This window comes from Roseibium sp. R5 (genome assembly GCF_055755305.1).
The window spans coordinates 5,029,703-5,055,901 of the sequence record NZ_CM146910.1 but is presented as its reverse complement, the minus strand read 5'-3'; the positions used below and the strand labels follow the sequence as shown (position 1 = coordinate 5,055,901).

The 26,199-nt window shown below is 57.3% G+C and carries 19 protein-coding genes; 6 read left to right on the top strand and 13 right to left on the bottom strand.

Features of this window, described 5'->3' with window-relative positions:
- Positions 1–4: 4 nt before the first annotated feature.
- Positions 5–1,354, bottom strand: a complete 1,350-nt coding sequence (locus tag AC0J4F_RS23645; protein WP_473024954.1) for an MATE family efflux transporter — start codon at positions 1,352–1,354, stop codon at positions 5–7.
- Between the two features lie 119 nt (positions 1,355–1,473).
- Between AC0J4F_RS23645 and AC0J4F_RS23640 the strand changes: the two genes are divergently transcribed.
- Positions 1,474–2,415: a histone deacetylase family protein gene (locus AC0J4F_RS23640; protein WP_473026463.1), complete on the top strand. Its 942-nt coding sequence runs from the start codon at positions 1,474–1,476 to the stop codon at positions 2,413–2,415.
- Between the two features lie 2 nt (positions 2,416–2,417).
- On the opposite strand, the gene AC0J4F_RS23635 is transcribed toward AC0J4F_RS23640, so the two are convergent.
- From AC0J4F_RS23635 to AC0J4F_RS23620, 4 genes are all read right to left on the bottom strand, one after another.
- Positions 2,418–3,467: a hypothetical protein gene (locus AC0J4F_RS23635; RefSeq protein ID WP_473024953.1), complete on the bottom strand. Its 1,050-nt coding sequence runs from the start codon at positions 3,465–3,467 to the stop codon at positions 2,418–2,420.
- Between the two features lie 88 nt (positions 3,468–3,555).
- Entirely contained in the window at positions 3,556–3,831 is a 276-nt protein-coding gene (locus AC0J4F_RS23630) for a DUF6460 domain-containing protein (protein ID WP_133947913.1), read from the bottom strand.
- 683 nt (positions 3,832–4,514) lie between these two features.
- On the bottom strand, positions 4,515–5,615 hold the full coding sequence (locus AC0J4F_RS23625; protein ID WP_473024952.1) for an AraC family transcriptional regulator: 1,101 nt from the start codon (positions 5,613–5,615) through the stop codon (positions 4,515–4,517).
- 165 nt (positions 5,616–5,780) lie between these two features.
- Positions 5,781–7,991: a 3-hydroxyacyl-CoA dehydrogenase NAD-binding domain-containing protein gene (locus tag AC0J4F_RS23620; protein WP_473024951.1), complete on the bottom strand. Its 2,211-nt coding sequence runs from the start codon at positions 7,989–7,991 to the stop codon at positions 5,781–5,783.
- A gap of 161 nt (positions 7,992–8,152) precedes the next feature.
- Between AC0J4F_RS23620 and AC0J4F_RS23615 the strand changes: the two genes are divergently transcribed.
- A complete protein-coding gene (locus AC0J4F_RS23615) occupies positions 8,153–8,908 on the top strand; it encodes an EAL domain-containing protein (protein ID WP_473024950.1) in 756 nt (251 codons plus the stop codon).
- A 100-nt stretch (positions 8,909–9,008) separates the two neighbouring features.
- Here the strand turns inward: AC0J4F_RS23615 and AC0J4F_RS23610 are convergent, their stop codons facing one another.
- The 5 genes from AC0J4F_RS23610 to AC0J4F_RS23590 all read right to left on the bottom strand — a co-directional run bounded on the left by AC0J4F_RS23610 (position 9,009) and on the right by AC0J4F_RS23590 (position 14,751).
- Positions 9,009–10,217 carry an acetyl-CoA C-acetyltransferase gene (locus tag AC0J4F_RS23610; protein WP_209172948.1) on the bottom strand — a complete coding sequence of 403 codons (1,209 nt, stop codon included), beginning with the start codon at positions 10,215–10,217 and terminating at the stop codon, positions 9,009–9,011.
- Between the two features lie 27 nt (positions 10,218–10,244).
- A complete protein-coding gene (locus tag AC0J4F_RS23605; protein ID WP_473024949.1) occupies positions 10,245–10,883 on the bottom strand; it encodes a glutathione S-transferase family protein in 639 nt (212 codons plus the stop codon).
- Positions 10,884–10,988: 105 nt separating this feature from the next.
- Positions 10,989–12,785: an acyl-CoA dehydrogenase C-terminal domain-containing protein gene (locus AC0J4F_RS23600; protein WP_473024948.1), complete on the bottom strand. Its 1,797-nt coding sequence runs from the start codon at positions 12,783–12,785 to the stop codon at positions 10,989–10,991.
- 297 nt (positions 12,786–13,082) lie between these two features.
- Positions 13,083–14,018, bottom strand: a complete 936-nt coding sequence (locus tag AC0J4F_RS23595) for an IS110 family RNA-guided transposase (protein WP_473023611.1) — start codon at positions 14,016–14,018, stop codon at positions 13,083–13,085.
- 268 nt (positions 14,019–14,286) lie between these two features.
- The gene (locus tag AC0J4F_RS23590; RefSeq protein WP_008192637.1) at positions 14,287–14,751 is read right to left on the bottom strand and encodes a MerR family transcriptional regulator; all 465 of its coding nucleotides are present in this window, start codon (positions 14,749–14,751) and stop codon (positions 14,287–14,289) included.
- Positions 14,752–15,322: 571 nt separating this feature from the next.
- On the opposite strand from AC0J4F_RS23590, the gene AC0J4F_RS23585 reads away from it, so the two are divergent.
- From AC0J4F_RS23585 to AC0J4F_RS23575, 3 genes are all read left to right on the top strand, one after another.
- Complete coding sequence (locus AC0J4F_RS23585; RefSeq protein ID WP_473024946.1) at positions 15,323–19,228, top strand: peptidoglycan-binding protein; 3,906 nt, start codon at positions 15,323–15,325, stop codon at positions 19,226–19,228.
- 232 nt (positions 19,229–19,460) lie between these two features.
- Positions 19,461–20,390, top strand: coding sequence for a sulfite exporter TauE/SafE family protein (locus AC0J4F_RS23580; RefSeq protein ID WP_133947901.1), 930 nt, complete (start codon positions 19,461–19,463; stop codon positions 20,388–20,390).
- On the top strand, positions 20,387–21,166 hold the full coding sequence (locus AC0J4F_RS23575; protein ID WP_133947900.1) for a TIGR02186 family protein: 780 nt from the start codon (positions 20,387–20,389) through the stop codon (positions 21,164–21,166). Before AC0J4F_RS23580 ends, AC0J4F_RS23575 begins: the two co-directional genes overlap by 4 nt.
- Positions 21,167–21,187: 21 nt before the next feature.
- On the opposite strand, the gene AC0J4F_RS23570 is transcribed toward AC0J4F_RS23575, so the two are convergent.
- Positions 21,188–21,778, bottom strand: coding sequence for a histidine phosphatase family protein (locus AC0J4F_RS23570; protein ID WP_473024945.1), 591 nt, complete (start codon positions 21,776–21,778; stop codon positions 21,188–21,190).
- Positions 21,779–21,803: 25 nt separating this feature from the next.
- On the opposite strand from AC0J4F_RS23570, the gene AC0J4F_RS23565 reads away from it, so the two are divergent.
- Entirely contained in the window at positions 21,804–22,937 is a 1,134-nt protein-coding gene (locus AC0J4F_RS23565; protein WP_473024944.1) for an AI-2E family transporter, read from the top strand.
- On the opposite strand, the gene pdeM is transcribed toward AC0J4F_RS23565, so the two are convergent.
- Together pdeM and AC0J4F_RS23555 are read right to left on the bottom strand one after the other, a co-directional pair.
- A complete protein-coding gene (pdeM, locus tag AC0J4F_RS23560; RefSeq protein WP_473024943.1) occupies positions 22,934–23,671 on the bottom strand; it encodes a ligase-associated DNA damage response endonuclease PdeM in 738 nt (245 codons plus the stop codon). The genes AC0J4F_RS23565 and pdeM overlap by 4 nt on opposite strands.
- Positions 23,668–26,169, bottom strand: coding sequence for a ligase-associated DNA damage response DEXH box helicase (locus tag AC0J4F_RS23555; protein ID WP_473024942.1), 2,502 nt, complete (start codon positions 26,167–26,169; stop codon positions 23,668–23,670). Before AC0J4F_RS23555 ends, pdeM begins: the two co-directional genes overlap by 4 nt.
- Positions 26,170–26,199 lie beyond the last annotated feature (30 nt).

The window sequence follows — 26,199 nt, the reverse complement described above, 5'->3', positions numbered from 1 at the left end:
ACCGCTAGCCGAAGGTTTCAGCAGCGCGGCGCTGGCAAACCGCCAGTAGTGTCAGGCCGCGCAGTCCGAGAAACATCGAGATCGCCAGCCAGAGACCATGGTTTCCCATCAGCGGAAACAGCGCATAATAGGCGGCGATATAGACGGCGAGCGACACCAGCATCATGTTGCGCATGGTTCCGGACCAGGTTGCGCCGATGTAAACGCCGTCCATCTGATAAGCGAGAACCCCGAGAAGTGGTGCGAGGATCACCCAGATCAGGTAAATCCGTGACAGCGCCCGGACGTCCGCATTTGTTGTCAGAAGGTCAATGATCATGTGGCCGAACAGGGCAAAAAACACGGACAGAAGCGCTGCCATGGCAAAGCTCCACAATGCCGTCAGTTTCAGCGCCCGGTCAAAGGCCTTGCGTTTTCGAGCGCCAACGGCCCATCCAGCGAGCTGTTCTGCGGCTGTCGCCAGGCCGTCCAGGAAATAGGCCGCGATCATGGTGAATTTTTGCAGGACGGCATTGGCGGCAAGCACCGCGTCCCCTTGATCGGCAGAACGGGCCATGAAGAAGGCGAATGCATAAAGCAGCGCAAAGGACCGGATCATGATGTCCCGGTTCAGGGCCATCATCCGCAACAAGAGACGTTTGTTGAACACAATCTGCGCGCTCGGCCAAGTGCCTGGTCGCGGGCGCGCCAGGATTATGGTCAGGCCGAAAACAGTGGTCGCAACTTCACTGAGAACCGTTGCGAGCGCGGCGCCTTCGACACTCCAACCCAGCCCCATGACGAACCAGATGCTGAGTACAATGTTGAGGCAGTTCAAAAACAGCTGCACCATCAGCCCGGTGCCAGCGCGTCCAAGGCCGATGAACCAGCCCAGGATCGCATAGTTGGCAAGAAGGAACGGCGCGCTGTAAATGCGAATGTCGAAGTAGCGTGTCGTCGCCGCCTGAACGTCCTCGCTGCCGCCAAGAAACCATTGCCCCGCCATCAGCAGCGGTATCTGGCATATGATCACCAGTGCACCGCCGATCCCGGCAATCACCAAAGCCCGCAGGAGAGTCGCCCGGATTTCGGCCTCATCGCGTGCGCCAAGCGCTTGGGCCGTCAGGCCAGTGGTACCAGAGCGCAGAAAGTTGAAGGTGGTGAAAACCAGATCGAAGATGATGCCGCCGAGCGCGATGCCGCCAATCAGGGCAGCGTCTCCGAGCCGGCCGATTACAGCCATATCGACAACACCAAGAAGCGGCGTCGACAGATAGGCAAGCGTCATCGGCACCGCGATGGCCAGGACACCGCGATGGGTCACGGTCAGGTCAGCCGCTGGGGCGGCGTTTTCGGTGGAAGTTGGGGAGGACATGCAAACACTTTCGATTCAAGCTGCAGTCATCGCCTTGGAGCGGGGGCGCGTCAAGGGCACGCACCCGCATGGCGGTCATGTGGCTTTTCGGACAAGCGGTTTTGTCTATATTTGAGCAAATGACACTTCAGATCGTGCATCACCCTGGCTATTGTGCCGACCTTCCTGCAAACCATCGGTTCCCGATGGACAAGTTCCGCGCTGTCGCCGAACTCGTCCGGGCGGAAGGTTTGCTTGGAAGTGGCGACTTCTACCGCCCTCGGCCCGCGCCGTTCGAGTGGGTCGCTCTTGCACATGATCCGGTTTATGTCGACCAGGTCTTCAATGCGGAAGTACCGGAAAAGATCGCCCGTGAAATCGGCTTTCCCATGCGCGCTGACATCGCGCTGCGGGCCCGGTGTGCAACCGGAGGCTCGGTTCTAACCGGCTATCTGGCTCTGGAGCACGGTCTTGCCTGCAACACGGCGGGCGGCAGCCACCATGCCCGGCGCGCGCACGGTGCCGGCTTTTGTGTCTTCAATGACGTCGCAGTTGCCTTGAAAGTTCTGCAGGCTGATGGTGCAATCCGAAAGGCATTGGTGATCGATCTCGATGTGCATCAGGGCGACGGAACCGCCGATATCTTTTCAGGTGATCCGGATATCTTCACGTTTTCAATGCATTCGGCCAAAAACTATCCGGTTCGAAAGGTGCCGTCGCATCTTGACCTTGCCCTGCCGGATGCAATGGAAGATGCCGCCTACCTGACGGCTCTCCAAGAAGTTCTGCCTGATTTGCTGCGCCAAGAGGCTTGGGATCTTGTCTTCTATAATGCGGGTGTTGATCCATATTTTGAAGATAGGCTGGGCCGCCTTGCCCTGTCCCGAGATGGCCTGAAAGCGCGCGACCGCTATGTCATTGAAACTGTTCGCAGCCTTGGTATTCCACTGGCTGGTGTTCTTGGCGGTGGATACTCTACCGACATTGAGGAACTGGCCGATCGTCATGTGATCTTGCACAGAACGGCGCTGTCGGTTTGGGAAGCCGAAAGGCAGTCCGAAAGAACAAGCGTTTTGGGGTGATGTCAGACCACAATATCTGTTTGGACCACGGGCGTTGTGACGCCGATACTTGACCCGGTGACAGCTGTTTCTTGAAACTGACTTGCGCGCGTTCCAAATTCAGTGGCCTTGGGTCTCAACGTTTCTAATTGCTCAGGATCATTCAGGTCATCCCGGCCAGTTTTCAATTCATCCCGGATGTCGTCGAGGTCGTCTTCGGTTTCGTCATCTTTTTCAGCAAGCGCTTCCAGCCATTTGGCCAGCATTTCGATATCATCGCCCACCTTACGCAACCGATCTTGTTCATCGCGCATTCCGGCGATGCGGCTATCCTTGTGAGCAGTTTCCGATTTGGCCTGCTGTTCAGCATAGGCGAAGACGCCGGCTTTCAACGATTCGGTCTGTTCTTCCCGGGTTTTGGATCCGCGCCCAGTGGCGGTCCCGTCCTTTTTCCCAGTGTACTCAGATGGCGTGCCAGTATCCGGATTGGAGACGGCGGGTTCTGAGAGGAGCTTTGCGGTTGCAACCTGGGCAGCGCTCGAACCGACGGCAACCTGATTAGACGCAGTGGGAGGCTGTGATGCGCTGCCGAGTGTACTGGAAATCACGGAGCTGACAGCGTTGGCCGTCGCGCTCAGAGAGCTGCTTGAGCCACCTCCCAATTCTCCGGCGGCCTTTTTGAGCCCGTTGGCAGCACTGCTGAATTCCTTCGAAATCTGCTTGAGCTCTTTGAGCAGGCGTTTGGCCTGTTCCGGTGTTGCAAATCGAAGCAGCTCTTTCAGTTGCTCAATCCGCGCTTCGATGCGGGCCAGACGTTCTTCTCGGAGCGCATCCTTGTTGTCTTGCAGGGCGCGGGACATGCTGACGCTGCTCTCAACAGCGTCCTTGAAATCCTGAAGGAGACCCTGCGCTGCCTTTTGTTCTTCTTTAGTCAGTGGCGGGGCCGTGTTGCCGATTTGGTTCAAAAGCGTTTCGGCTGACCGGACAGACTTCTGCAGGCCTGAGCCATTGGTCTGAGGCCGCAACGAAAACTGCTGCTGGCTGGCGTTCGAAGCGATCGAGAAAAGAGACATAAACCAATCCAGAATGAAACACGTGAGAGTGTCTCTTCAGGATGGTTAATGATTGGTTAAATTTCCCGCATAAAGTGTGTCGCCGGGCCTATTTGTTTTTCCCGACAGCAAGCAGCCGTAACAGGAGCCAAATCGGAATGACGACAACGGCGCCCGCCGCCAGGTAGCCGCCAAGACGTCCAAGCGCATGAAAGCCCATGCTCCACAGGCGCTCGACAAACTCGATGGCCATATGAACGAGATCGATTGGGTTCAGATTAAGCGCAGCGAGAATAATCCCGACAACAAACGACAGGAAAACCAGACGCAACAGAACTTGCCCAGGGGAGCCTCCCATGAAACGGTTCAAGTTATTGTCGGACATCAGGTTCTCCAAAAATGCAGTTTTGCTCGCAATAGACGTAAGCACCAAAATCAGGTCTTTCAATGTAAACATTTGCGCTGGAATGAAACATGCGATCGAAAAACTCGAAACTGCAAACGAAAACAGATCGCTGTTAACTATATGCGGTGTCGTAAATCGCAAAAATGTGTACGTAACAAGCTAATGACAAAAGACGTGTTTTGCTCTAACAATGACCTTGGAAGACTTACTTGGGCGTGTACAACCCACCCACACTCGTACGCGGTCAGCTTCCACGCCGGTTTGTGAAAGACAATAATCGCAGCTGTGTTTTAACAGGACTGCGGAGCCCAACAGGCAATCAGGCGTAGCTGGGGATTGACGATGCACTCCGGTCGGAGACGATTGGCGTCGGTCCGCACCAGTGCCGGGAGCTCCATTAGGCGTTTCCAGGTAAGGGAAAGTTTTGGCGCGGTAAGCAGGAGCCCGATCTGCTGCCGCGCTTTATTCTCCAAAATGACGAAGTCTTTCCTGAGGCACCGCGCAACGACTGACCTGTGGGCTACTCAAGGATCCGATCACCCATTTTAACTGGCATCAATGTGGTGTAGGTGCTCCATGGCGCCAATATGGCAGGCGCATAACCAATGGATTGCGCAAGAAGTACCGATCTGCGCCCGATGCGCGCGCATTACTCAGGTCAATCAGTTCGGTTTCACAAGCGGATCCGGAGGACCAACGGATGAAAGCGCTGTCTCCAGTTCGTCGTCTTCCTCCGCACTTCGTGTCCGGCAGGCAGCGAGTTTTTCCCGAACCTTTCTTGGGGACTCGCCAAACCATAATTTAACGGCTCGCGAAAAAGTACTGAGTTCAGAAAAGCCCAAGAGAAAAGCGATCTCCTTCATTGGAAGGTCAGTGGAGCGTAAATACCGCTCTGCTGCGGATTTTCGGATCTCTTCGTTCAGTTGTCTGTATGTCGTGCCTTCCTTTGCAAGAAGGCGCTGGATTGCCCGTTGCGACATACCGATTTTTGCCGCGATCTTTGGCAACGCAGCGCCACCTTCAGACAGGCTGGCAGCGATTTCGTTTGCCAGGCGTGAGATCGGAGAGACCATCTGCCCGAATTCATCCAGTTCCTGAAGCGCCGATTTTAAAATGATCTGGTAGAGATGCGGATCCTGACGCCGCAAAGGCCTGTTGAGCAACGCCTTTGGTAAACTGATCCGGTTCGTCGGCGCATGAAACTGGATGCGGCCCTGATACTTCTTTTGAAAGGCAGATGTCTTTTCTGGCGGGTAGGTCGCGATTTCAATGAGAATGGGCGGGACGTTCATGTCGAGCGCATGTTCCAGCTGCCGAGTTGCCCAGCCTATCCGGGCAAACATGTTTTGCCGCCACTCTCCGCGTCCCTCCAGGCTGGGCCATTCGATAAAGGCGCCGGTCTCTGTCTCTTCGAACTTGATCCGGTAGGCATTCGTGCGGATCTGAATGAACCGGACCCAGGCCTGACACGCATCACGCAAAGACGGCGCGCAGGCAAAAACGTAGTCGAATATGGAAAAACTGCCGACATCCAGCTTGTTGAACATGTCGAACATGATCGCGTCGTCGTCCAGAGACTTCGCGACATATTCAAAGGTGCCATGCCAAGCCGTTATGGGAACGATACCCTGCGGATCATCCAGAGCCTGAAGGTCAAAGTTATACACCTTGGCGATATGAGCCCAGTCCAACCTGTCGTTTGGACAGACGTCCCGCAAGACACGCAGCACATCCGCGCGCGCCCACTCTCCGTCAAGCGGCATTTCCCCTCCAAGCAAACCTTAAGGTCTTTTTCTTACCTCCACTTTGCATGAGGCGGCATGTGGGATCAAGTCGCGTCGTATTTTGCAAACACGAATGTGATCGGAAAAGAAAACGCCGCTTTCCAGAGAAAGCGGCGTTGAAAGGTGCATGAGTGCTGCTTTTTATCAGGCAGCGTCTTTGACGGCGACGTCGCCTTTGGGCGGGAACCGGCCATAGAAGGTTTCGTTGTTTTTGGCCATTTCACGCAGCAGCTTGTTTGGCTTGAAGCGTGGTCCCCACTTGCGCGTGAACTTCTTGCAAAGTTCGACAAATGCGGTAGTGCCCATCATGTCGATGTAACTGAGTGTGCCGCCAGTGTAAGGGGCAAACCCAAAGCCGAGGATCGAGCCTACATCGGCCTCGCGCACGTCGGTGAGGCAGTTTTCCTCAAAGATCCGGGCCGTTTCCAGGGCCTGCATGACAAGCAGACGCTGCTTGAGTTCTTCGATGTTGAAGCTGTCGGCCGATTTCGGTTGGCCAACGACGTCCGGAATACCCGGCCACAGGCTCTTATCCTTGCCGTTGTAGTCATAGAACCCCTTGCCGTTCTTGCGGCCAAAGCGTTCCCGTTTGACGACCATCTCTTCCAGGATGTTGTCGAGCGGGCCTTCAACGTATTTGACGCCGAGATCCTTGCGGGTTGCCGAGACGATCTTCCAAGCAAGGTCCAGTGCCACTTCGTCGCCGAGAGACAGCGGACCGACCGGCATGCCTGCCATCTTGCCCGCGTTTTCGATCATTGGCGCCGGAATGCCATCCGCCAGCATCATCAGGCCTTCGCGGATATAGGTCATGACAACGCGCGACGTGTAGAAACCGCGGCTGTCGTTGACGACGATCGGGGTCTTCTTGATGGCCTTGATATAGTCGAGCGCCATGGCAAGAGCCCGGTCGGACGTCCGTTTGCCCATGATCACCTCGACAAGCATCATCTTGTCGACAGGCGAGAAGAAGTGGATACCGATGAAGTTTTTAGGACGCTTGGAGGCTTGCGCCAAAGAGGTGATCGGCAGTGTCGAGGTGTTGGACGCATAGATCGCCCGTGACTTCATCACCGCTTCGGCTTTTTCGGTCACTGTCTTCTTGATTTCGCGATCTTCAAAGACGGCCTCAATCACGAGATCACAATCGGCGAGTTCCTCGTAGTCCGCGGTCGCTTGAATGCGGGATAGAACCTTGGCCTTTTTGTCTTCGGTGGACCGGCCGCGCTTGACCGCCTTGGTCAGCAGGTCTTCGGTGTGGGCTTTGCCTTTGTCGGCAGCTTCCTGGTCGCGGTCAATCAGAACCACATTGATACCGGCCTGCGCAGTGACATAGGCAATGCCCGCTCCCATAAAGCCCGCGCCGAGGATGCCAACTTTTTTGATGTTATTGGGGCGTTGGTCGATGGGGCGGCGTGCGCCTTTGTTCAGCTCCTGCATAGAGACGAACAGGGAGCGGATCATGTTTGCGGCTTCAGGGGTCTGAAGGACCTTCGCGAAGTAGCGGCTTTCAACCTGAAGGGCGAGATCCATCGGCAGCTGAAGGCCTTCGACGACCGCATGCAGCAGATAACGGGCGCCCGGGTAGTTGTCGAAGGTTTCGCGGCGGTAGATCGCGTTTGCAGCCGGCCAGAACTGGAAACCCGCAGGAGAATAGATGTTGCCGTTCGGCAGCTTGAAGCCCTTCTTGTCCCACGGCTTGACCGGATCGACCCCGGCTTTAAGCATTTTCTTGGCTGCCGCAACCAGCTTCTTGGACGGGGTGACCTCGTCGACCAGCTTCAGCTGCTTGGCTTGAGGGGCGCGCAGTGTTTTGCCCTGCAAAAGGAACTGCATGCCCTGTTGACCATCGGCCATGCGCATGACGCGCTGAGTGCCACCAGCACCTGGGAACAGGCCAACTTTCACTTCCGGCAGACCCATTTTCAGGTCTTCGTCGACAACCCGCGCATGACAAGCGAGCGCCAACTCTGTGCCACCGCCCATGGAAGTGCTGTTCACAGCTGCCACAAACGGCTTGCCGCAGGTTTCCAGCTTCCGGTAAACGAGAGTCAGTTTGCGGGAGCCTTCGAACAGCGCTTTTGCGGCAGCTTCTGGATCTTTCGCGCGCTGCACGTGGAAGTCTTTCAAGAGACCTTCCAGCATGGTCAGATCTGCACCGCCGGAAAAGGCGTTCTTACCGGATATGATGACCGCGCCCTTGATGGCCTCATCGCCAACAACCCGATCAACGACTGCATCGAGTTCTTCCATGACGCTGAGATCAATGACGTTCATCGATTTCTCCGGCATGTCCCACGTGATCAGGGCAATACCGTCTTCGTCGGTTTCGATCGTGAAGTTCTTATAATCCATCTGTCTCTCCCTAATCAGTGGAAGGTTGTTTCGTTTTTGTGCGCTCTTTCCCAATGAGAAGAGCGAATGTTCAAGCTTTTGTACCCAGGGTAAGGATTTGGAAGTCCACGCCCGTTAGTGTTCGATCCAGACATTTGCGGTACGGCCGGGAAGGGGACGCCATGTCTTGCGACGGATGCAGGGGCGGGAACGAAATCGACTTTGACTTCACGATGGCCTTTCAACCGATCGTGGACATCAATGCCCAAAAAATCTGGGGCTATGAAGCTTTGGTCCGTGGGATGTCCGGCGAACCGGCTCCCACTGTTCTTTCCCGGGTCACTGACCAGACAAAGTACAGTTTCGATCAGCGATGCCGGGTTAAAGCCATCGAGTTGGCCGCACGCCTTATGCCCCCTGACTGCATCTTGTCGATCAACTTCATGCCGAACGCGGTGTATGAGCCGCGCGCCTGCATCAGAACAACCCTTGTGGCCGCCGCCCAAACCGGTTTCGACTTGCGCCGGATAAATTTCGAATTCACCGAAAGTGAACGCGTCACTGACCCGGCTCACTTGCAGGGCATCATCGCCGAATATCAGCGGCAGGGTTTCTTGACCGCGATCGACGATTTCGGCGCTGGCTATGCCGGCCTGAACCTTTTGGCGTCTTTCACTCCTGACATTGTCAAGATTGATATGGGTCTGGTCCGAGACATCGACAGCGATTTTACCAAGCGCGCCATTGTACGGGGCGTTGCTTCCATCTGCCATGATCTGGGAATTGCCATGCTCGCGGAAGGCATTGAAACCGAGGGCGAATTGCATGTCTTGAAAGACTTCGGCATCAACCTTCTGCAAGGTTACCTTTTCGCCCGGCCTGAGCTTGAGACGATGCCCAAGGTGACGTTTAGCGAAACGCTGGTCGCGGCCCAATAAGTCAAAACGGTCATGTCGCCCAGATCCATTGCGGCATCCACCGCCGAATAGACGGCGGGATGAACTGCCACGCACTGGATGGAGCCGGGCGACCATTTTATCAGACCCGCTCGATGATGGTTGCGGTGCCCATACCGGCACCGATGCAAAGCGTGACCAGCGCGGTGTTCAGGTCGCGGCGCTCCAGTTCGTCAAGAACTGTTCCGAGGATCATCGCGCCGGTCGCGCCGAGCGGGTGCCCGAGAGCAATCGCGCCGCCGTTGACGTTGACCGTTTCCGGATCAAGATCGAACGCCTGCTGATAGCGCAGAACGACGGACGCAAAGGCTTCGTTGATCTCGATGAGATCAATGTCCTTCATCTCCATCTTGGCGTTCTTCAAAAGCTTCTCGGTCACGTCCACCGGCCCGGTCAGCATCAGCGCTGGTTCGGAGCCGATATTTGCGAAGGCTTTGATGCGCGCGCGCGGCTTCATACCGATGGAGCGGCCGGCTGTCGAAGAGCCGATAAGCACTGCCGCAGCGCCGTCAACGATCCCGGAGGAGTTGCCTGCATGGTGAACGTGTTTGACGTTTTCCACTTCCGGATGGGCCTGAATGCCAACCGCGTTGAAACCGCCCATTGCACCCATCATTTCAAACGACGGATTGAGCGAGGCGAGGGACTGCATGTCCGTTTCCGGACGCATGTGCTCGTCCTTGGCCAGGATTGTGATGCCGTTGATGTCCTTGACTGGAACGACTGACTTGTCGAACTTGCCGTCTTCCCAGGACTTGCCCGCACGCTTCTGGCTTTCCACGGCATAGGCATCGCAATCGTCACGGCTAAAGCCGTATTTGGTTGCGATCAGGTCAGCGGAAACGCCCTGCGGCATGAAGTAGGAGGGAATGGCAACCTGCGGCTCGATCGGCCAAGCGCCACCAGACGCGCCAAGTCCGACGCGGCTCATGCTTTCAACACCACCGGCGATGACAAGCTTGTGCTGGCCGGACATGACCTGAGCGGAGGCCATGTTGACGGCATCAAGGCCTGATGCACAGAACCGGTTGATCTGCATGCCCGGAACCGATGTGTCATAATCCGCTGCGAACACGGCTGCACGGGCGATGTCACCGCCGGCTTCACCGACCGGATCAACGCAGCCGAGAACCACGTCATCAACCTTTTTCGTGTCGATACCGTTGCGGTCGCGGATCGCTTCCAGTGCGGTGGCCGCCAGGCGGACGGCTGGCACTTCGTGCAGCGCACCGTCCTTTTTGCCACGGCCGCGCGGGGTGCGCACGTGGTCGTAAATATAGGCTTCAGGCATCAAATCCTCCTCTAGATCAGGCGGGCCTCACGCGGCGCTTGGCAAAGGGTGGCCAGGCATGAGGTCGTAAGGATGTTTCCAGCCGGGTTGGGACTTTATGCGGTCCAGCCAGGCGGTCACGTTTTGGTATTCGTTGAGGTCAATGCCGAGTTCGCCCTCGTAAAACAGATAGCTGCAGAGGGAAAAATCGGCTGTCGTCAGTTTGGAGCCGATAGCGAAATCGTTTTTCGCCAAGTGCTTGTCTAGAATTGCCAGCGCGCTTTTCGCCCGCCCATCCAGAAACTTCACAACATCGGTTTCACCGGTCTTGATCAGCGTGCGCATGAACCGCAGCGGGCCGATCATGCCGGACACTTTCTGATTGTCGAAAATGGTCCAGCGCAGGATTTCGCGGCGTTCTTCGTCAGTCTCCCAGCCGAATTTGCCGAACTTCTCAACGAGATAGTCCATGATGACTGCAGACTGGGTCAGTGTCTCATCGCCATGAACAAGTACCGGGACTTCGCCCATTTCATTCAGTGACGAGCGGAACTCTTCGCTGCGCGTTTCGCCGTTGAAGAAATCGACCCAGGACGCTTCCCAGTCGGCGCCACACAGCTCCAGCATGAGCGCGACTTTGTAGGAATGCCCTGACTGGGCCATGCAATAAAGAACGAATTCAGCCATATCGATGCTATCTCCCTGACAAATCTGCTTATGGCGGGACTATACCGCCCCAAACAGATTTTGCGCGGGTGAATGATCGGCCCGGCGATCACCGGGCCGTTCGGCTTAAAATGCCTCGGCGCTGACCGACATCATGGTGTCAGAACCTGTTGAAATCCGGGCAAGGTGCGCCGCGGTCTCAGGCATGGTCCGTTCCATGTAGAAGGTGCCGAAGGCCAACTTGTCGGAGAGCCACTGCTCCTTGCCGTTGGCACCGTTCTTCAACGTTTCTTTTGCCGTCTTGGCGATCTTGGCCCACATGTAGCCGAGTGCAACGAGGCCGAAGAGGTGCATGTAGTCAGTTGAGCCAGCCCCGGCATTGTCCGGGTTCTTCATGGCGTTGTTCATGAACCACATGGTTGCTGCTTGCAGATCATCAACGCCTTTCTTCAGCGGGCCGGTAAATGCGGCCAGGTCTTCGTTGTCCTTGTTTTCCTTCAAGAACGTGTTGACTTCATTGAAGAAGCTCATGACCGCGCGGCCGCCATTCGCCGGAAGCTTGCGGCCCACGAGATCCAGCGCCTGGATGCCGTTTGCGCCCTCATAAATCATGGCGATACGAGCGTCGCGGACGAACTGCTCCATACCCCACTCGCCGATATAGCCGTGGCCACCATACATCTGCTGGGCATTGACCGCGTTTTCGAAGCCGACGTCGGTCAGAACACCTTTGAGAACCGGTGTCATGAGGCCCATCATGTCGTCGGAGAACTGCTTGTCCTTGTCGTCTTCAGAGCGGTGGGACACATCGCCGTGCAGCGCGGTCCAGATGACCAACGCGCGGGCCGCTTCGTTGAAAGCCCGGATGGACATCAAAGTGCGGCGGACGTCCGGATGAACAATGATCGGGTCGGCGGCCTTGTCCGGGCTTTTCGGTCCGGTGAGTGCGCGGCCCTGAATGCGGTCTTTCGCGTATGTCACGGCGTTCTGGTAGGCAACTTCCGACTGCGACAGACCTTGAACGGCCACACCGAGGCGGGCTTCGTTCATCATGACGAACATGGCGCGCAGGCCTTTGTTTTCTTCGCCAACGAGCCAGCCGGTCGCATCGTCATAGTTCATGACGCAGGTCGCGTTGCCGTGGATTCCCATCTTGTGTTCGATGGAGCCGCAAGACACGCCGTTGCGCGCACCGCTTGAGCCATCCTCGGCAATTTCGTTCCGCGGAACGACAAACAGCGAAATGCCTTTGTTGCCTTCCGGGGCACCTTCGATGCGGGCCAGAACCAGGTGAATGATGTTGTCCGACATTTCGTGTTCACCGGCCGAGATGAAGATCTTGGTGCCGGAAATCTTGTAGGAGCCGTCGGCTTGCGGGACGGCTTTGGTGCGGATGAGGCCGAGATCCGTGCCGCAATGAGGCTCGGTAAGGTTCATCGTGCCGGTCCATTTGCCGGCGATCATGTTCGGCAGATAAGTCTGCTTCTGCTCATCCGTTCCATGGATGGTCAGCGCCGCTATCGCACCTGCAGTCAGGCCCGGATACATGGAAAAGGCCATGTTGGCGGAGGAGGCGAACTCGTTAAAGATCGTTGCCAGCGTGTGCGGCAAACCTTGTCCGCCGTAATCCGCATCAGCGGAGAGGGTGCCCCAACCGCCTTCGCAAAAAGCGTCATAAGCTTCCTTGAAGCCTTTCGGAACAGAGACCGTGCCGTCGTCGTTCCGGGTGCAACCTTCCTGATCGCCAGACTGGTTGATTGGCTGGAGGACTTCCTCAGTAAACTTGGCGCCTTCCTTCAGGATGGCTTCCACGAGGTCCAATGGAGCGTCGGAAAAACCCGGCAGGTTGGAATAGCGCTCGTATCCGAACACGTCTTTCAAAAGGAAAAGGGTATCATCAACCGGTGCGGAGTATGTCGGCATGGAAATCCTCCCAGATTTGCCGTCAGATGTTTTTGCATGACGTTTCCGTAAACGTCACCTTGGGCATCTATATACGCGCGAAATTCTAGGGCGACAAGGGGTATCGTAACGGAAGTATAGCCCAAAAAACGAGCTGAAACGCATCAAAAGTGAGATTTTTGTCGTGGTGTACGCACTGAACCGGTGCGTGACGCTACGTTTTTCAGCCTGTTAGATACTGGTCAAAAATGCACTTAATGCGATTAAAGATAGTGTTGACGTACATAAATTGCATGAAAAAAGCAACGGTGTTGGTAGTCAAGCGGAGACCATCATCGTTTCTTTTAGCCTTGCATTGAGAATGATGATCATTTTTCGCATGACGGCGACGAGGGCGACCTTTGACGGTTTTCCATTTGTTTTGAGGCGTTTGTAGAAGGCCTTCATGACCGGATCAAAGCGGATGGCTGGCAGAGCTGCGACGTAGAGAGCATCTCGGATTTGCCGCCGTCCACCGGAGATCATGCGTTTGCCCCGCATGAGGCCGCTATCCTTGTTGAGCGGGGCCACGCCGACGAGCTTGGCGACCTGTCCTTTGGACAAGCTCCCCAGCTCCGGCAAGTCGGCCAGCAGGAAGCAAGCTGTTCTTAGACCGATGCCTTTGAGGGACATGAGAACATTGGCCCTTTGGGCAAGTGCCGGGTCCGACCTGATGCAAAGCTCCATGTCGTCGATAACAGCCTGGCGCTGATTGGTCAAAAAGCGCAGACTTTCTTCGATCCAGGCTATCGTCCTGCCGGTCTGCTTTTCCCTGCGGTTCTTTTCTTGAACGATCATATGGCTCAGTTGCCGGTATCTTTGAACCAGCTCCTTGAGCAGGGTCTGGGCCGCGGAGCTGGGAGTGAGGAGGCGTGTCTCCAGGCGTTGGCCATAGTCGGCCAGAATGAAGGCATCAATCTTGTCGGTCTTGGAGAGCTGGCCACAGGCCCGGGCAAATTGCCGGACTTGCTTGGCGTTCACCTTGGCAACTGGCCGGCCAACCGCCAGAAGGGCAGCCTCAACGGCACGCTCATAGCCGCCGGTCGGCTCCAGGATCAGCCGTTCTATCGAGTTGAACCGCATGAGAAAGGTCAGGAATGCATCGATCCCTTCCTCCGTGTTGGTGAAACTCGCACGCTGCTCATCGGGCAGAACGCAAACGTCAAACGTGGATTTTGATATGTCGATGCCGACAAAACGGCTAGCATAAGGCATGGCTTGGTCTCCCTTATACGCGAGCGCGAAGCTCTCTCAACGGTTCGACGAAGCCTCAAGTGTGTGAAGGGTTCTGCTTTTTTGCGAACGCAAGGTTCATGCCCGCAAGGGCTCAACCACTTCACACACCGTCATAAAGGTAAGGCCATACCTCAATGACAAAGAGGCCGGAGCATCAAACCATGCTCCGGCCTCATAATGTATAAGCCCGGCATTCCGCTTGAGAATGCCGGGCTTGATCTGCCTTTAAGGAAGACGGTTGGCCAAATCAGGCTTCTTCAGCTTCCTTTTGCTTCAGCATGCCAGAAACGATCTCGACGGTGCGTGAGAGCTCTTCAATGGCTGTTTCGATGTCCTTGCGCTGGTTCTCAAGAACCGCGATCTGCTCGTTGAAGCGGGAAAGCGCGACCCGCAGTTGCGTGACCTGTCCATCGCGCAGGTCATAGAGGTCCAGCATGTCCCGAATTTCAGAGAGTGAAAAGCCAACCTGCTTGCCCATAAGAACCAGTTTCAGGCGTGCCCGGTCGCGGCGGTTATAAACCCGGTTCATGCCATCGCGCTTCGGATTGATCAGGCCTTTGTCTTCATAAAAGCGCAGTGTCCGCAGCGTGCAGCCAAATTCCTTCGCCAGATCGCCGATCGTGAATTGCGTCTTCTTGCTGCCGTCGTCTGAGGCTGCAACCACATCGACCAGCTCATCGTTGTTGTTCAAAATCGAAAGCGCTTCGCTCATTTTGCTTGTTCTCTTGATTTGCGCCGCTGCCAGCGGGCTGCCGTTTCAACTTGAAAAGACCCAGTGCAGACCGCGAGTTCACTCGCTGAACGGACTGTCATGCGCGTATTCCGGCGCGGGTTCTTCTTGAATTCTTGTGCACTGTTTAGCTTACGTTTGCGTCACCGTCTAGTCCGGGCCACCACGTGCTGTCAGATTTGCTGACGGCAAAGCGCTCGATTCGGCATTGTTTGTGCATATCCTGAATGATCGGCCGCCGTTCAGAGCGCGGAATCGCATTTGGCAATGCGAGTTAACTGCCTGTTTACCCTAAGTCGACAAAGTCTTGGAAAATGCTGGCCCGCTTTCCGGCCTTCGTCGGACACTGTTCTGAAGCCAGCTCCTTTAAGTGGTCTCAAGACCAACAGCCCAGGGTCAGGATATGCCGGCTAGAAACAAACACCAGGCAGGACGCCGCGGCCGAGATGTGTATGACAGTCTAGATCGGAACGATTTGCCTCACCGCGAACCCGCGCGCGCCCGAATTGAAAGACTCACCCGAACAGCAACTGCTCTCGGCGGATATGACCGCATGTATTCTGGTGAACGCGGGCCGGAAGGAGATCTGGACGCCGTTGCCGATGAGCTGGACCGTCTTCTGTCCGAACAAGCCGAGCGGGAAGTACCACAACGCGGGCGCGGGCGTTCGTCCCGTTCAGCTCCACGCCGGGGCCGAGAGCGCGCACAAGACGCTGGTATTGATGATGTTATGGGGGCGCTGGACCGTCTCGACCGGCAGGTCCAAGGGCTCGCCGGTGACGAAGACTATGCAGACGACTATGAGCGCGCACCGTCCCGCAGCCACCGCCCTGGACGGTATGCCATCGATGCTTTGAACGAGCCTGATCCTTACGGGGACGATGACGGTTTTTATGATGATGATCCATATGCGGATTATGGCGACGAAGATGATGCTTATTATCAGCGGGCACCGCGCCGCAGTTCGATCGCCAACCGGAATGCGTCCATGCACGCCTACAAGGATCTGGGACGCCGCATTGATGCGCTGAGAAAACCGCAGGAACAAGCTCTGGCGCATGTTCGCGAAGAGCTTGGGTCTTTGCGCGACGCGCTCGGCGGAATTGCACGCGGAACCAATGAGACCGTCAGCCGTCAGAATGCCGAGTTGCGCCGTTTGGCCGACATGGTGGACCGGCTGCGCAATGACAAAAAGAATGATCAGCTTGCAAAAGAGATCCGCAAGGAAGTTGCCGAGCTGAAGTCTCTGGTCGGCCGGACCAACGTGGAAGGCGCTCTTCAGACGCTCGAACACGGCTACGCGCACATTTTGCAGCGGCTTGACGAATTGTCCCGAGCTTCTGTCGACCCGCGCGTCCTGCGCAGCGTTACCGTTCGGTTGAATGAGATAGAAGACGCCTTTGCAGCCCTGCCGCGTTCTGAGCACATGATGGTCCTGGAGGACCGGGTCGTCTCGATTGCCGAACGTATGGAAGAACTGCTTCAGCGCAAGGATCATGCTGAGATCGAACCCTTGCGCGCCGAGCTGCGCGAGGTGCGCGGGTTTGTGCAACAGATCGATGTGAAGGGTCTGGTTGAAAGCATCGACGACCGGATGAAGTTCGTCTCCAACCGGCTGGATGATCTGGAAACGCTGGCAAAAGAACAGCGCGGCCTCGACAACCGGCTGTCCGCAATGGAACAGCGGATGCCGGAGCCTGAAACGATCACGAGGCTTCAGGGTCGGCTTGAAGACATCGTCGGCATGATGGCCGATGACCGGTCGGCGCCTGCAGATCAGGAGCATCTCGCGCAACTGGATCACCGCCTCAACGACATCGTTGACCGTCTTGAGCGGATGGAGCAGGCCAAACCAATCCAGTCGGGCGATCCAGGTGCATTCGACGCCTTGGGAAAACGGCTTGAAGCGATTTCAACAAAGATCGATGCGATTGAAAAACGGGCGGCCCGCCCGGTCATTGCACCTGTGGCAGCGGCACAAAGCGCTTCCGGTGCGGACACCGAGTTTTTTGCGCAGATCCAGGATCGCTTGAACGATCTGACTACCCGGCTCGATCAACCGAAAGATACAGTTACGACGTCGGATCTAGATAAGCTGCGTTCGGAGATCACGGCGATGCGCGAACGGGTCGCGCAGCCAGCGTCGACCGATGCGCTCGAGCAACGGATCTCCGATCTCGCACAGCTTGTGACCACAAGTGGCGGCAAGGTCGACGACAAGGGGCTCGAAGTTCTGGGCGCCAAGGTCGCAGCTCTGGCCGAGCAGATTGAGACATCATCGTCGAACGCTCAGAATTCGGATCAGATATCTTCTGTTCTTGAACGGATTGAGGCAGGGCTCGCCGAAACACGCTCTGATGTGGCCGGCATTGCGCGCAGGGCGGCCCAGGAAGCTGTCGCCAATGCACCAAAAGCCAAAAACAGTGAGTATGACGCGGCTATCTCGTCGCTGCAGAACGACCTCAAGCGTCTTTTGGATGCTGCCGAAGGCAGCGAAGAGCGGACCCGCAACACCTTTGACGGCGTAAAATCCGTCCTTGGGTCCATCACCGAGCGCTTGGATACACTGGAGCGTGTTGAGCCTGCACCTAAGCAAAAGTCCGATCCAGCACCAGAAGCGGCGGGCGGTTTGTTCTCGCCGATTAAGGTTGCCGAGCGTCCGCCACTCTTTGCGAAGGCCCAGCCGGACATGACTCAGAGCAAGGCTCAGGCTGAGCCGGCTCCGCTGCCCGTTGAAGACACGCCGGAACCCCCGAGGGACCGCAAAGCCGACTTTATTGCTGCTGCCCGCCGGGCCGCACAGGCTGCATCTGCTGAAGCGGCTCAGCTTGAGAAGAAGAAACCGGCCAAGGATGAGGCAGAAAGCGCAGACGAAGAACGTGGCAAGGCGCGAGTCGGCTGGCTTCGCAATGTGTTGAAGCGGTCTCCGGCCGAGAAAGAAGAAACCGTTGACGAAGCGCTTGAGCTGAAAACGGCTGATATCAATCCGGCCGAAGTCGAACAGAGCGAAGAACAGACGACTGTACTGGCAGGTGACAGGGTTGCCCCCGAACCTGCCCAGGCTTCCGGTGGCCGCCGCCGGGCGATCCTTTACACTGCAGCAGCTGTCGTGTTGTTGATGGCCGGTTTCTACGTCACACGCGGCGCACTGTCGCCGTCTGATACGTCGCCGCAAGTGGCTGCAGTTCCTCAAGACGAGGCCGTTGTCGGCGAGGCTGCACCGGCAAATCCCGCTGAGGAAACAGCTTCGAGTGTTGCTGCTTCTGAGCCTGAAACGGTTTCCGAAGGCCAAGGGGCGTCGGACAGTCCACCGCCGATCGCCGCAAGCGATCCAATGCCCGCGATCGAAGGCTCTGTTGCGCTGGCACCGCCTGCAACAACCCAGCCGCCCGAGGCAGCTGCAGACCCGGTGCCGACACCTGCGGCCGCGTCCCAGTCACTGGATGCCGAGCCTGGTGTGGCGTTTGCACCGCCAAGCGGCGTTGAAAACAGCTTCGGTGCAGCACCTGCCGGCGTTGCGGCCGGGTTCACAGCGGCCGGAGAAGCGGAACCGGCTGCTGGCGAAGCGGGCGCAGCATTGCTGGCCAGCCTGCCGCCGGAAGGCGTTGGACCCATGGCACTGCGAAGCGCTGCTGCCAGTGGGGACGCGGCTGCAGAATTCCTGATTGGTGTCAAATACACTGAAGGCGATGGTGTTGCTGCCGATCTGGCAAAGGCGGCGGCCTGGTATCAAAAGGCTGCCGACAAAGGACTTGCCCCGGCGCAATACCGGCTCGCCAGCCTCTACGAAAAAGGCCGCGGCGTCCAAAAGGATCTGCCGAAGGCAAAGGCCTGGTACACACAGTCAGCAGAAGCGGGCAATGCCAAGGCGATGCACAACCTTGCAGTCCTTTTTGCTGAAGGCGGCGGCGGACAGCCCGATTATGCATCGGCGGCCAAGTGGTTTGAAGACGCTGCCAACTATGGCGTCAAAGACAGCCTGTTTAATCTCGGTATCCTTTATGCCGGTGGCATCGGCGTCGATAAGGATCTGATCGCCAGCTACAAGTGGTTTGCGATTGCTGCTGACCAAGGTGATCCGGAGGCTGCAAAGCGGCGCGACGATGTTGCCAATATGATGGATCAGGAAACCTTGGCGAGTGCCCGCCTGGCTGTTGAAGGCTTTAAACTGAAAACACCGGACCCGGCCGCAAACAAGGTCACGCTCCAGCCAAGCTGGACCGAAGGGTCTGCCCTTCCGGCGAGCAATGCGTCCGTGACCGCCGTCGATAACTCGGCGATGATCCGCGAGGCGCAGGACAAACTCAACTATCTGGGTTTTGACACCGGTACTCCGGACGGTCAGATGGGCCCGCGAACACGCAGCGCGATCCGGGCTTTCCAGCGCAGCCTTGGCCTGCCGGAGACGGGTCAAGTGGACAGCCGGTTGATGGATGAGCTGAAAAGCCAGGCCATCTGACCAACCGCCTTGGACAGAACTCAATCAAGTTCGCAATGAGCCGGAGACGCAAAGCGTTTCCGGCTTTTGTGTTTCGCGGCTTGCGGATAACTGGCGCTAATCGTTCAGGGTAAGTGATAAGTCCAGTTGTGCGGAATTAAATTGCTGAGTTGACAGAGTAGCTGCCACAGGTTTTTAACCATTATACATGTAAGTTTAGGCAGTCTTGTCTGCAGTTTTCCGGCGAAGCCCTGTGCAATTATACCTTCCGATAGCCGAGATACCGGTCAATATCTTCGTGATATTTGGCATGGGCGGGGCTGTGGGGTTCTTGTCCGGTTTGTTCGGCATCGGTGGCGGTTTCCTTCTGACCCCGCTTCTGATTTTTTCCGGGATCCCGCCAGCGGTCTCTGTCGCGACGGTCACAACACAGGTGGTGGCGTCTTCCGCCTCTGCAGTTGTCACCTATTGGCGGCGCAAGGCAATTGATCTGAAGCTGGCCAGCGTGCTGCTTGCCGGCGGTATTTCCGGGTCACTGCTGGGCGTCATCCTGTTCGATGTTTTGCAGGCGATCGGCCAACTCGATGTGGTGATCTCCCTGTCTTATGTGACGTTTTTGGGGACAATCGGCGGGCTGATGCTGGTGGAATCGGTGCGGGCCATGCGCCGCCGCCGGTCGGGGGAACCGCCTCGGGCGCGAAAACCCGGTCAGCACAATTGGGTGCATGGGCTGCCGCTAAAGGTCCGGTTCCGGAGATCCAAGCTGTACGTCAGCGTGATACCCGTCGTCGGACTGGGAGCCGCGATTGGCTTCCTCGGCACTGTTCTTGGCATTGGCGGCGGCTTCATGATGGTGCCGGCGCTGATTTATCTGTTGCGCGTTCCAACGAGCATCGTGATCGGGACATCTCTGTTCCAGATCCTTTTCACCATGGCGGCAGCGACGATCTTCCATGCCATGGGAACAAAGACTGTCGACATTGTTTTGGCGATGACCCTCATGGTCGGTGGTGTGATCGGCGCGCAGTTCGGTGCCCGTATGGGCCAAAACCTGCGCGGCGACCAGTTGCGCTTGTTGTTGGCCTTGTTGGTTTTGGGGGTTGGTCTGCGCTTTGCCGTCGATCTCTTGCTGGTCCCCGAAGACCTCTACTCCATCGCGATCCAGAAGGGGGCCGGGCTATGATCCGCGCGGCCGCCATCGCAGCGATAACACTGTTCTTCGGCACGCTCGAAGGCTTTGCGAAAAGCGATGAGAGCCTGGTGACGGAGTTGTCGTCACAAACGGTTTCGATCCAGTCCAACTTCACCGGCACCGAGATCGTCATTTTCGGACAGGCCCAAGAGATCCAGTACCGCCCCGATACAGATCTCGATTACGATCTGGTCATTGTCGTCGAAGGGCCTCCGCAAGACATCACGACCCGCCGCAAGGGGCGTTTGCTTGGTGTCTGGGTCAACCGGGAAGCAGAAACCTTCAGCAACGTTCCGTCGTTTTATGCAGTGGCAAGCACAGCGGACATTTCTGAAATTGCAGGCAGAGCTCTGCTGGACGAACACGCCATTGGCCTGAACCATATCAATTTGGCCGTGTCGGGCGAGTCAAATGTATCTCTCTCCGACCGAGATGATTTCCGCAGGGCCTTCGTTCGCCTGCGTCAGGATATGGGGCTTTATTCTGAGCGGGAGACATCCATAACGTTTTTGACCGAAACGATGTTCCGGACCAACATTCCGCTGCCCGCCAACATTCCGGTCGGGGACTACGTCGTCAAAAGCTTCCTCTTTCAGGAAGGCGACCTGATCGCGAACACGAACGATCACCTTCGTGTCGCAAAGACCGGCTTTGAGCAGATCACCTTCGAGTTGGCGCGGGAACATTCGTTCGTGTACGGCGTGCTTGCGGTCATTCTCGCGATCTTTACCGGTTGGCTCGCTGGCGTGATCTTCCGCAAGGATTGATCGGAGCAATACCGCTTTCTCTTAGATCCTCAAACGCCCGATCACTTCGATTTCGCCGTCATTAATCTCAACGACAATGCCTTCGCCAGACTGCGGAAAGATATCAGTCAGCGCGGTGATATTGACCTGATGTGTGATGACAACCAGGGCACCATCACCTGACCATTGCTCGAGTATGCGCTGACCTGCTCGGGTCTGCTCAGGCCCGGCGGAGCGGTTCTGAAAAAATGAGTTGAAGACCGGCTCTTCCTCGACTTGCCCCGGAAATGCGAGCTCTGCTGTTTCGACGCACCGGCACCACTGTGACGTCAACACGCGTCCGACCTTGATGCCCTTGTCTTGAAACGCCTGCCCAATCGCACGGGAGTCTGCGCGGCCCTGGTCATTCAGGTTCCGCTGCGTAGAGCAGTCGCCAAGCGTGAAGTTGGCCGGATCTCCGGTTCCGGGAGCCAATGCGTGGCGGAAGAGAACAATGCCGCCGTTTTCCAGCGCCTGCCACGAAGCGTCATCTGCGCGTGCATGCGGCATTGTCAGGAGCATTGCCCAAGCAAAAACCAATGCCAGGGCAATACGTTGAAGCGAAAAACGGGGTCCAATTGGTCTGAATGTCATGTAGGCTGCCGTTGCGAGAGTTCGTATGAGATTCGCCACTTACTACGGCAGGGGCAGCATGACCGATCAGTCTCAATCAGAACCATCCGGTTCTTCTCAATCCAAGCCGGAACCAACCGTTGATGCCCGGGTGATAGACATCGCCATCCGGCTGGGTGTTCTCGGCGTGTTTGCTTATTTTTCCCTACAGCTTGTGGCGCCGTTTTTTGCGTTTCTGCTTTGGGCCATCGTGCTGACAGTTGCGCTTTATCCCGCCTATGCCTGGCTAACGGCCAAGCTCGGCGGGCGGAAGGTGCTGTCGGCAACCTTACTGACGCTCATCGGCTTAGGCATTGTCATCGGACCGGTGGCGGTGCTGGTGGTCAGTCTCGTTGAAACACTTCAAAGGCTGTACGAGGGTGTGACGTCAGGTGCCATGGCGGTCCCGCCTTTGCCGCCCAAACTGGCAGAGCTGCCAATGGTTGGTGAAAAGATTGCCGAATTCTGGCAGCTCGCGAGCCGGAGCCTGGAGCAGTTTCTCACAAAGATCGGCCCGATGGTGGCACCGGCCGGCACTAAGATACTCTCAGTTCTGGCATCCTTGAGCGGCAGCGTTCTCTTTTTCATTGTGTCGATCATCCTGTCCGGGTGCCTATTCGTGCCGGGGCCGGCGCTGGCCTCCGGAGCAAAACGGTTCGCCGACCGGATCATCGCGCCGCGAGGTGGCGAATTCGTTGATCTGGCAGGGGCCACCATTCGGAACGTCTCGCGCGGTGTGATTGGCGTCGCGGTAATACAGGGGCTGCTGACGGGCGTCATCCTGATCGCATTTGCGGTGCCTTTGGCCGGACTACTCACCTTTGCGGCGCTTATCCTTTGTATCATCCAAATCGGGCCTGCGCTGGTGATCCTGCCGACGATCATCTGGGCCTGGAGTTCATGGGAGTTGTTGCCAGCGCTTCTTTTCACCCTCTTGATCGTACCAGTAATGCTGGTCGACAATGTGCTGCGTCCGATCCTAATGTCCCGCGGCCTTGATGTGCCGATGTTGGTGATCTTGATCGGCGTTCTCGGCGGCACGCTGGCTTACGGCCTCATCGGCCTGTTCCTTGGGCCGGTGATCCTGTCGGTTTTCTATGAGCTGGTCATTGCCTGGATAAAAGCCGGGGAGGAGGCTTAATCTCCGACGAGCCGTGTGGCCGTGAAGGGAAACAGGCGGTCGTTGCCGAGCATGAACACGGAGTATTTCCGGCGCTGGAAGATCATGCTGAACGCCTCGTGGGTGACGTTGAGCCCACCTGTGAGAGCCCCAAAGGCCGGCAAAACCAGACGGCTGCCATCGGTTACAAAACACGCGCGGCGGATGGAACGGCCGAACCGGCGGACGCGGGCAGCCGGATGAAGGTGCCCGCAAACTTCGCCGAGCGCCGCCGTGGCGCCGATCTTTTCAACCGGCTCATGGCGGAACGAGAGCGGGCCGATTTGAATTTCATCGACGGTCTCGCCGCACAAGCGCACAGGCGCCACGGGGTCGTGGTTGCCGGTCACCCAGATCCATTCCCGGTTCAGCTGCAAGGTTGTGAGCATTGCCCGGTAGGGCGCGGGCAGGCGGTCAGAACCGTCCGCATCGTGAAAACTGTCGCCGAGGCAAATGACCCGCGCAGGGTCGAAGGCATCCATGACGGCAGCCAACTTCTCCAGCGTGGTAGCCGTATCATAGGGCGGCAGCATGATGCCACGGCGGGCAAAACTGGAGCCTTTTTCAAGGTGAAGATCGGCAACGATAAGCGTTGCTTCGTCCGGCCACCACAGAACACCGCTGTCATGAAGGCCGACAAGCTGACCATTGATCTGAATGTCATGACACACGGGCGCGGCAGTATATTTGCGCAGGTGTGACGTGAGTGCACTCATTCCATGGCCTCCAGCAGCAGTTCCGACGCGGCCTCCTCCAAAAGGGAATCCATTGCCTCGCCATAGACAGGTTCCTTACCGATTTCAAGAAGGACCGGCACGGCGAGTGGAGACACGTGCTCCAAAGCAGTATGCGTGATTCGTCCGCGAATTCTGGCGAGAAGATCGCCCAATCTTGAGATATCCAAAAGTCCTTCTGCGGCATCGTTCCAGGTTGCCTGCAGAAGGATGTGATCCGGTTCGTGGCTCCGAAGAACATCGTAGATGAGATCCGTTGAAACGGTTACTTGCCGGCCGGACTTCTCCTGACCCGGATGGCGGCGTTCAATCAAACCGGCAATCACGGCGCAATTGCGGAATGTCCGCTTCATCAGGCTGGACTCGGCAAGCCAGGCATCAAGGTCATCCCCGAGGATGTCTTGATCAAAAAGCTCCTGTAGCGGGATCTTTCCGGAGGAAAACAGAAGTGACAGATCGCCAAGCCCCCAGATGGCCAGGGCGTAGTCGTTGGCGACAAATCCCATTGGCCGGGCGCCCATCCGCTCCAGGCGTTTGGTGAGCAGCATGCCGAGGGTTTGATGCGCGAGCCGTCCCTCGAACGGATAACAGATCAGGTAATGCTTGTTGGACCTTGGGAAGGTTTCCACCAGAAGACCGTCGCGGCTTGGCAAGACGGACTTGTCCTGTTGGATTTCAAGCCAGTCACGGACTTGACCGGGCAAGGCTTTCCAGGTGTCCGGAGCAGCAAGCATCGCACGCACGCTCTCCGCCAGATAGGTGGAGAGCGGGAACTTTCCGCCCATGTAGGATGGGATCATCGGATTGTCGGTCTGCGCGCGGGAGACATAAGCCTCATTCTCACGAAGGCCTTCGAACCTTAGGACTTCCCCGCCGAAGATGAAGGTATCGCCCGGAGCCATTTGCTCGATGAAATACTCTTCGATCTCGCCAAGCACCCGTCCGCCACGGCCAATTGGTGTCCGGCGCCCGGCCGCCTTTGATTTGACGAGCCGCACTTTCAGCATTGGTGCTTCGACGATCGTGCCGACATTCAGCCGGTATTGCTGCGCGATCTTCGGGTGGGCGATCCGCCAAAGACCATCCGTGCCTTTCCGAAGCTTGGCATATTGCTCGTAAGACTTCAGCGCATAGCCGCCGGTCGCAACGAAATCGAGGACCTTTTCAAAGGTTTCCCACTCCAGCCACCGGTAGGTCTCTGACGAGCGGATTTCGTCAAAGGCCTGTTCCGGATCAAGGGGATCGGCGCACGCCAAGCCAAGCAGGTGCTGGGCCAGCACATCCAGTGCGCCTTTTCGGAGCGGCGGTGTGTCCTGATCGCCTTTTTTAGACGCTGCGAGTGCGGCCTGGCACTCCAGAACTTCGAACCTGTTGGCCGGGATCAGGACTGCCTTGGACGGCTCGTCCATGCGGTGATTGGCCCGGCCGATCCGTTGGGCAAGGCGGCTGGCGCCCTTGGGCGCGCCGATGTTGATCACGAGATCGATGTCGCCCCAGTCAATCCCCATGTCGAGAGAGGAGGTGGCCACCACCGCTCTGAGCTGGCCGGAGGCCATGGCCGCCTCGACCTTGCGCCGCTGGCCGACATCCAGGGATCCATGATGAAGGGCTATCGGCAGCGTGTCTTCGTTGATCCGCCAAAGCTCCTGAAAGACGGCTTCCGCCTGGCTGCGGGTGTTGACGAAGAGCAACGAGACGCTGTGCTGTTTGATCAACTGATAGATGTCGCCCATGGCATAGCGACACGAGTGACCCGACCAGGGCAAGCGTTCTTCAGATTCCAAGATGGAGATATCCGGCTCAGCCCCGCCCTTGACCTCCACCAAGGAGGACAGGGCCCGGGTGCCGTTCAGCGGCTGTCCGACCAGATAAGCACGCAGGTCATCGGGTTCTGCGACGGTCGCCGAAAGGCCAATCGTCCGCATCTCAGGCGCCAGTTGCCGCAGGCGTGCCAGGCCAAGCGCCAAGAGATCGCCGCGCTTGGACGTCACGAGTGCGTGCAGTTCGTCGAGGATGACCGTCCTCAGCGACGAGAACAGCTTTTCGGAAGTTGGATCTGACAAGAGCAGTGCGATCTGCTCCGGCGTGGTTAGCAGGATATCCGGCGGGTTTGTTTTTTGCCGCTGCCGCTTGTGGGACGGGGTGTCGCCGGTCCGGGTCTCGATGCGAAACGGCAGACCCATTTCGGAAACAGGTGTTTCGAGGTTTCGGGCGATATCAACGGCGAGTGCCTTCAGCGGAGAGATGTAGAGCGTATGGATACCGCCTGCCTGACCGGGTTTGCGCTTGCCGCGGTCTTCCAGTTCCACAAGACTTGGCAGGAAACCGGCGAGCGTCTTGCCTGCACCTGTCGGGGCAATCAGCAATGTGCTTTGTCCACGGCGCAGATGTTCTACCAGTTGCAACTGGTGTGTCCGCGGGCTCCAACCGCGGGATGAAAACCAGGTCTGAAATCTGTTAGGAAGAAGCGCTGCGTCCATACCGACCGTTTTAGGGAGTGTCGCGTGAAA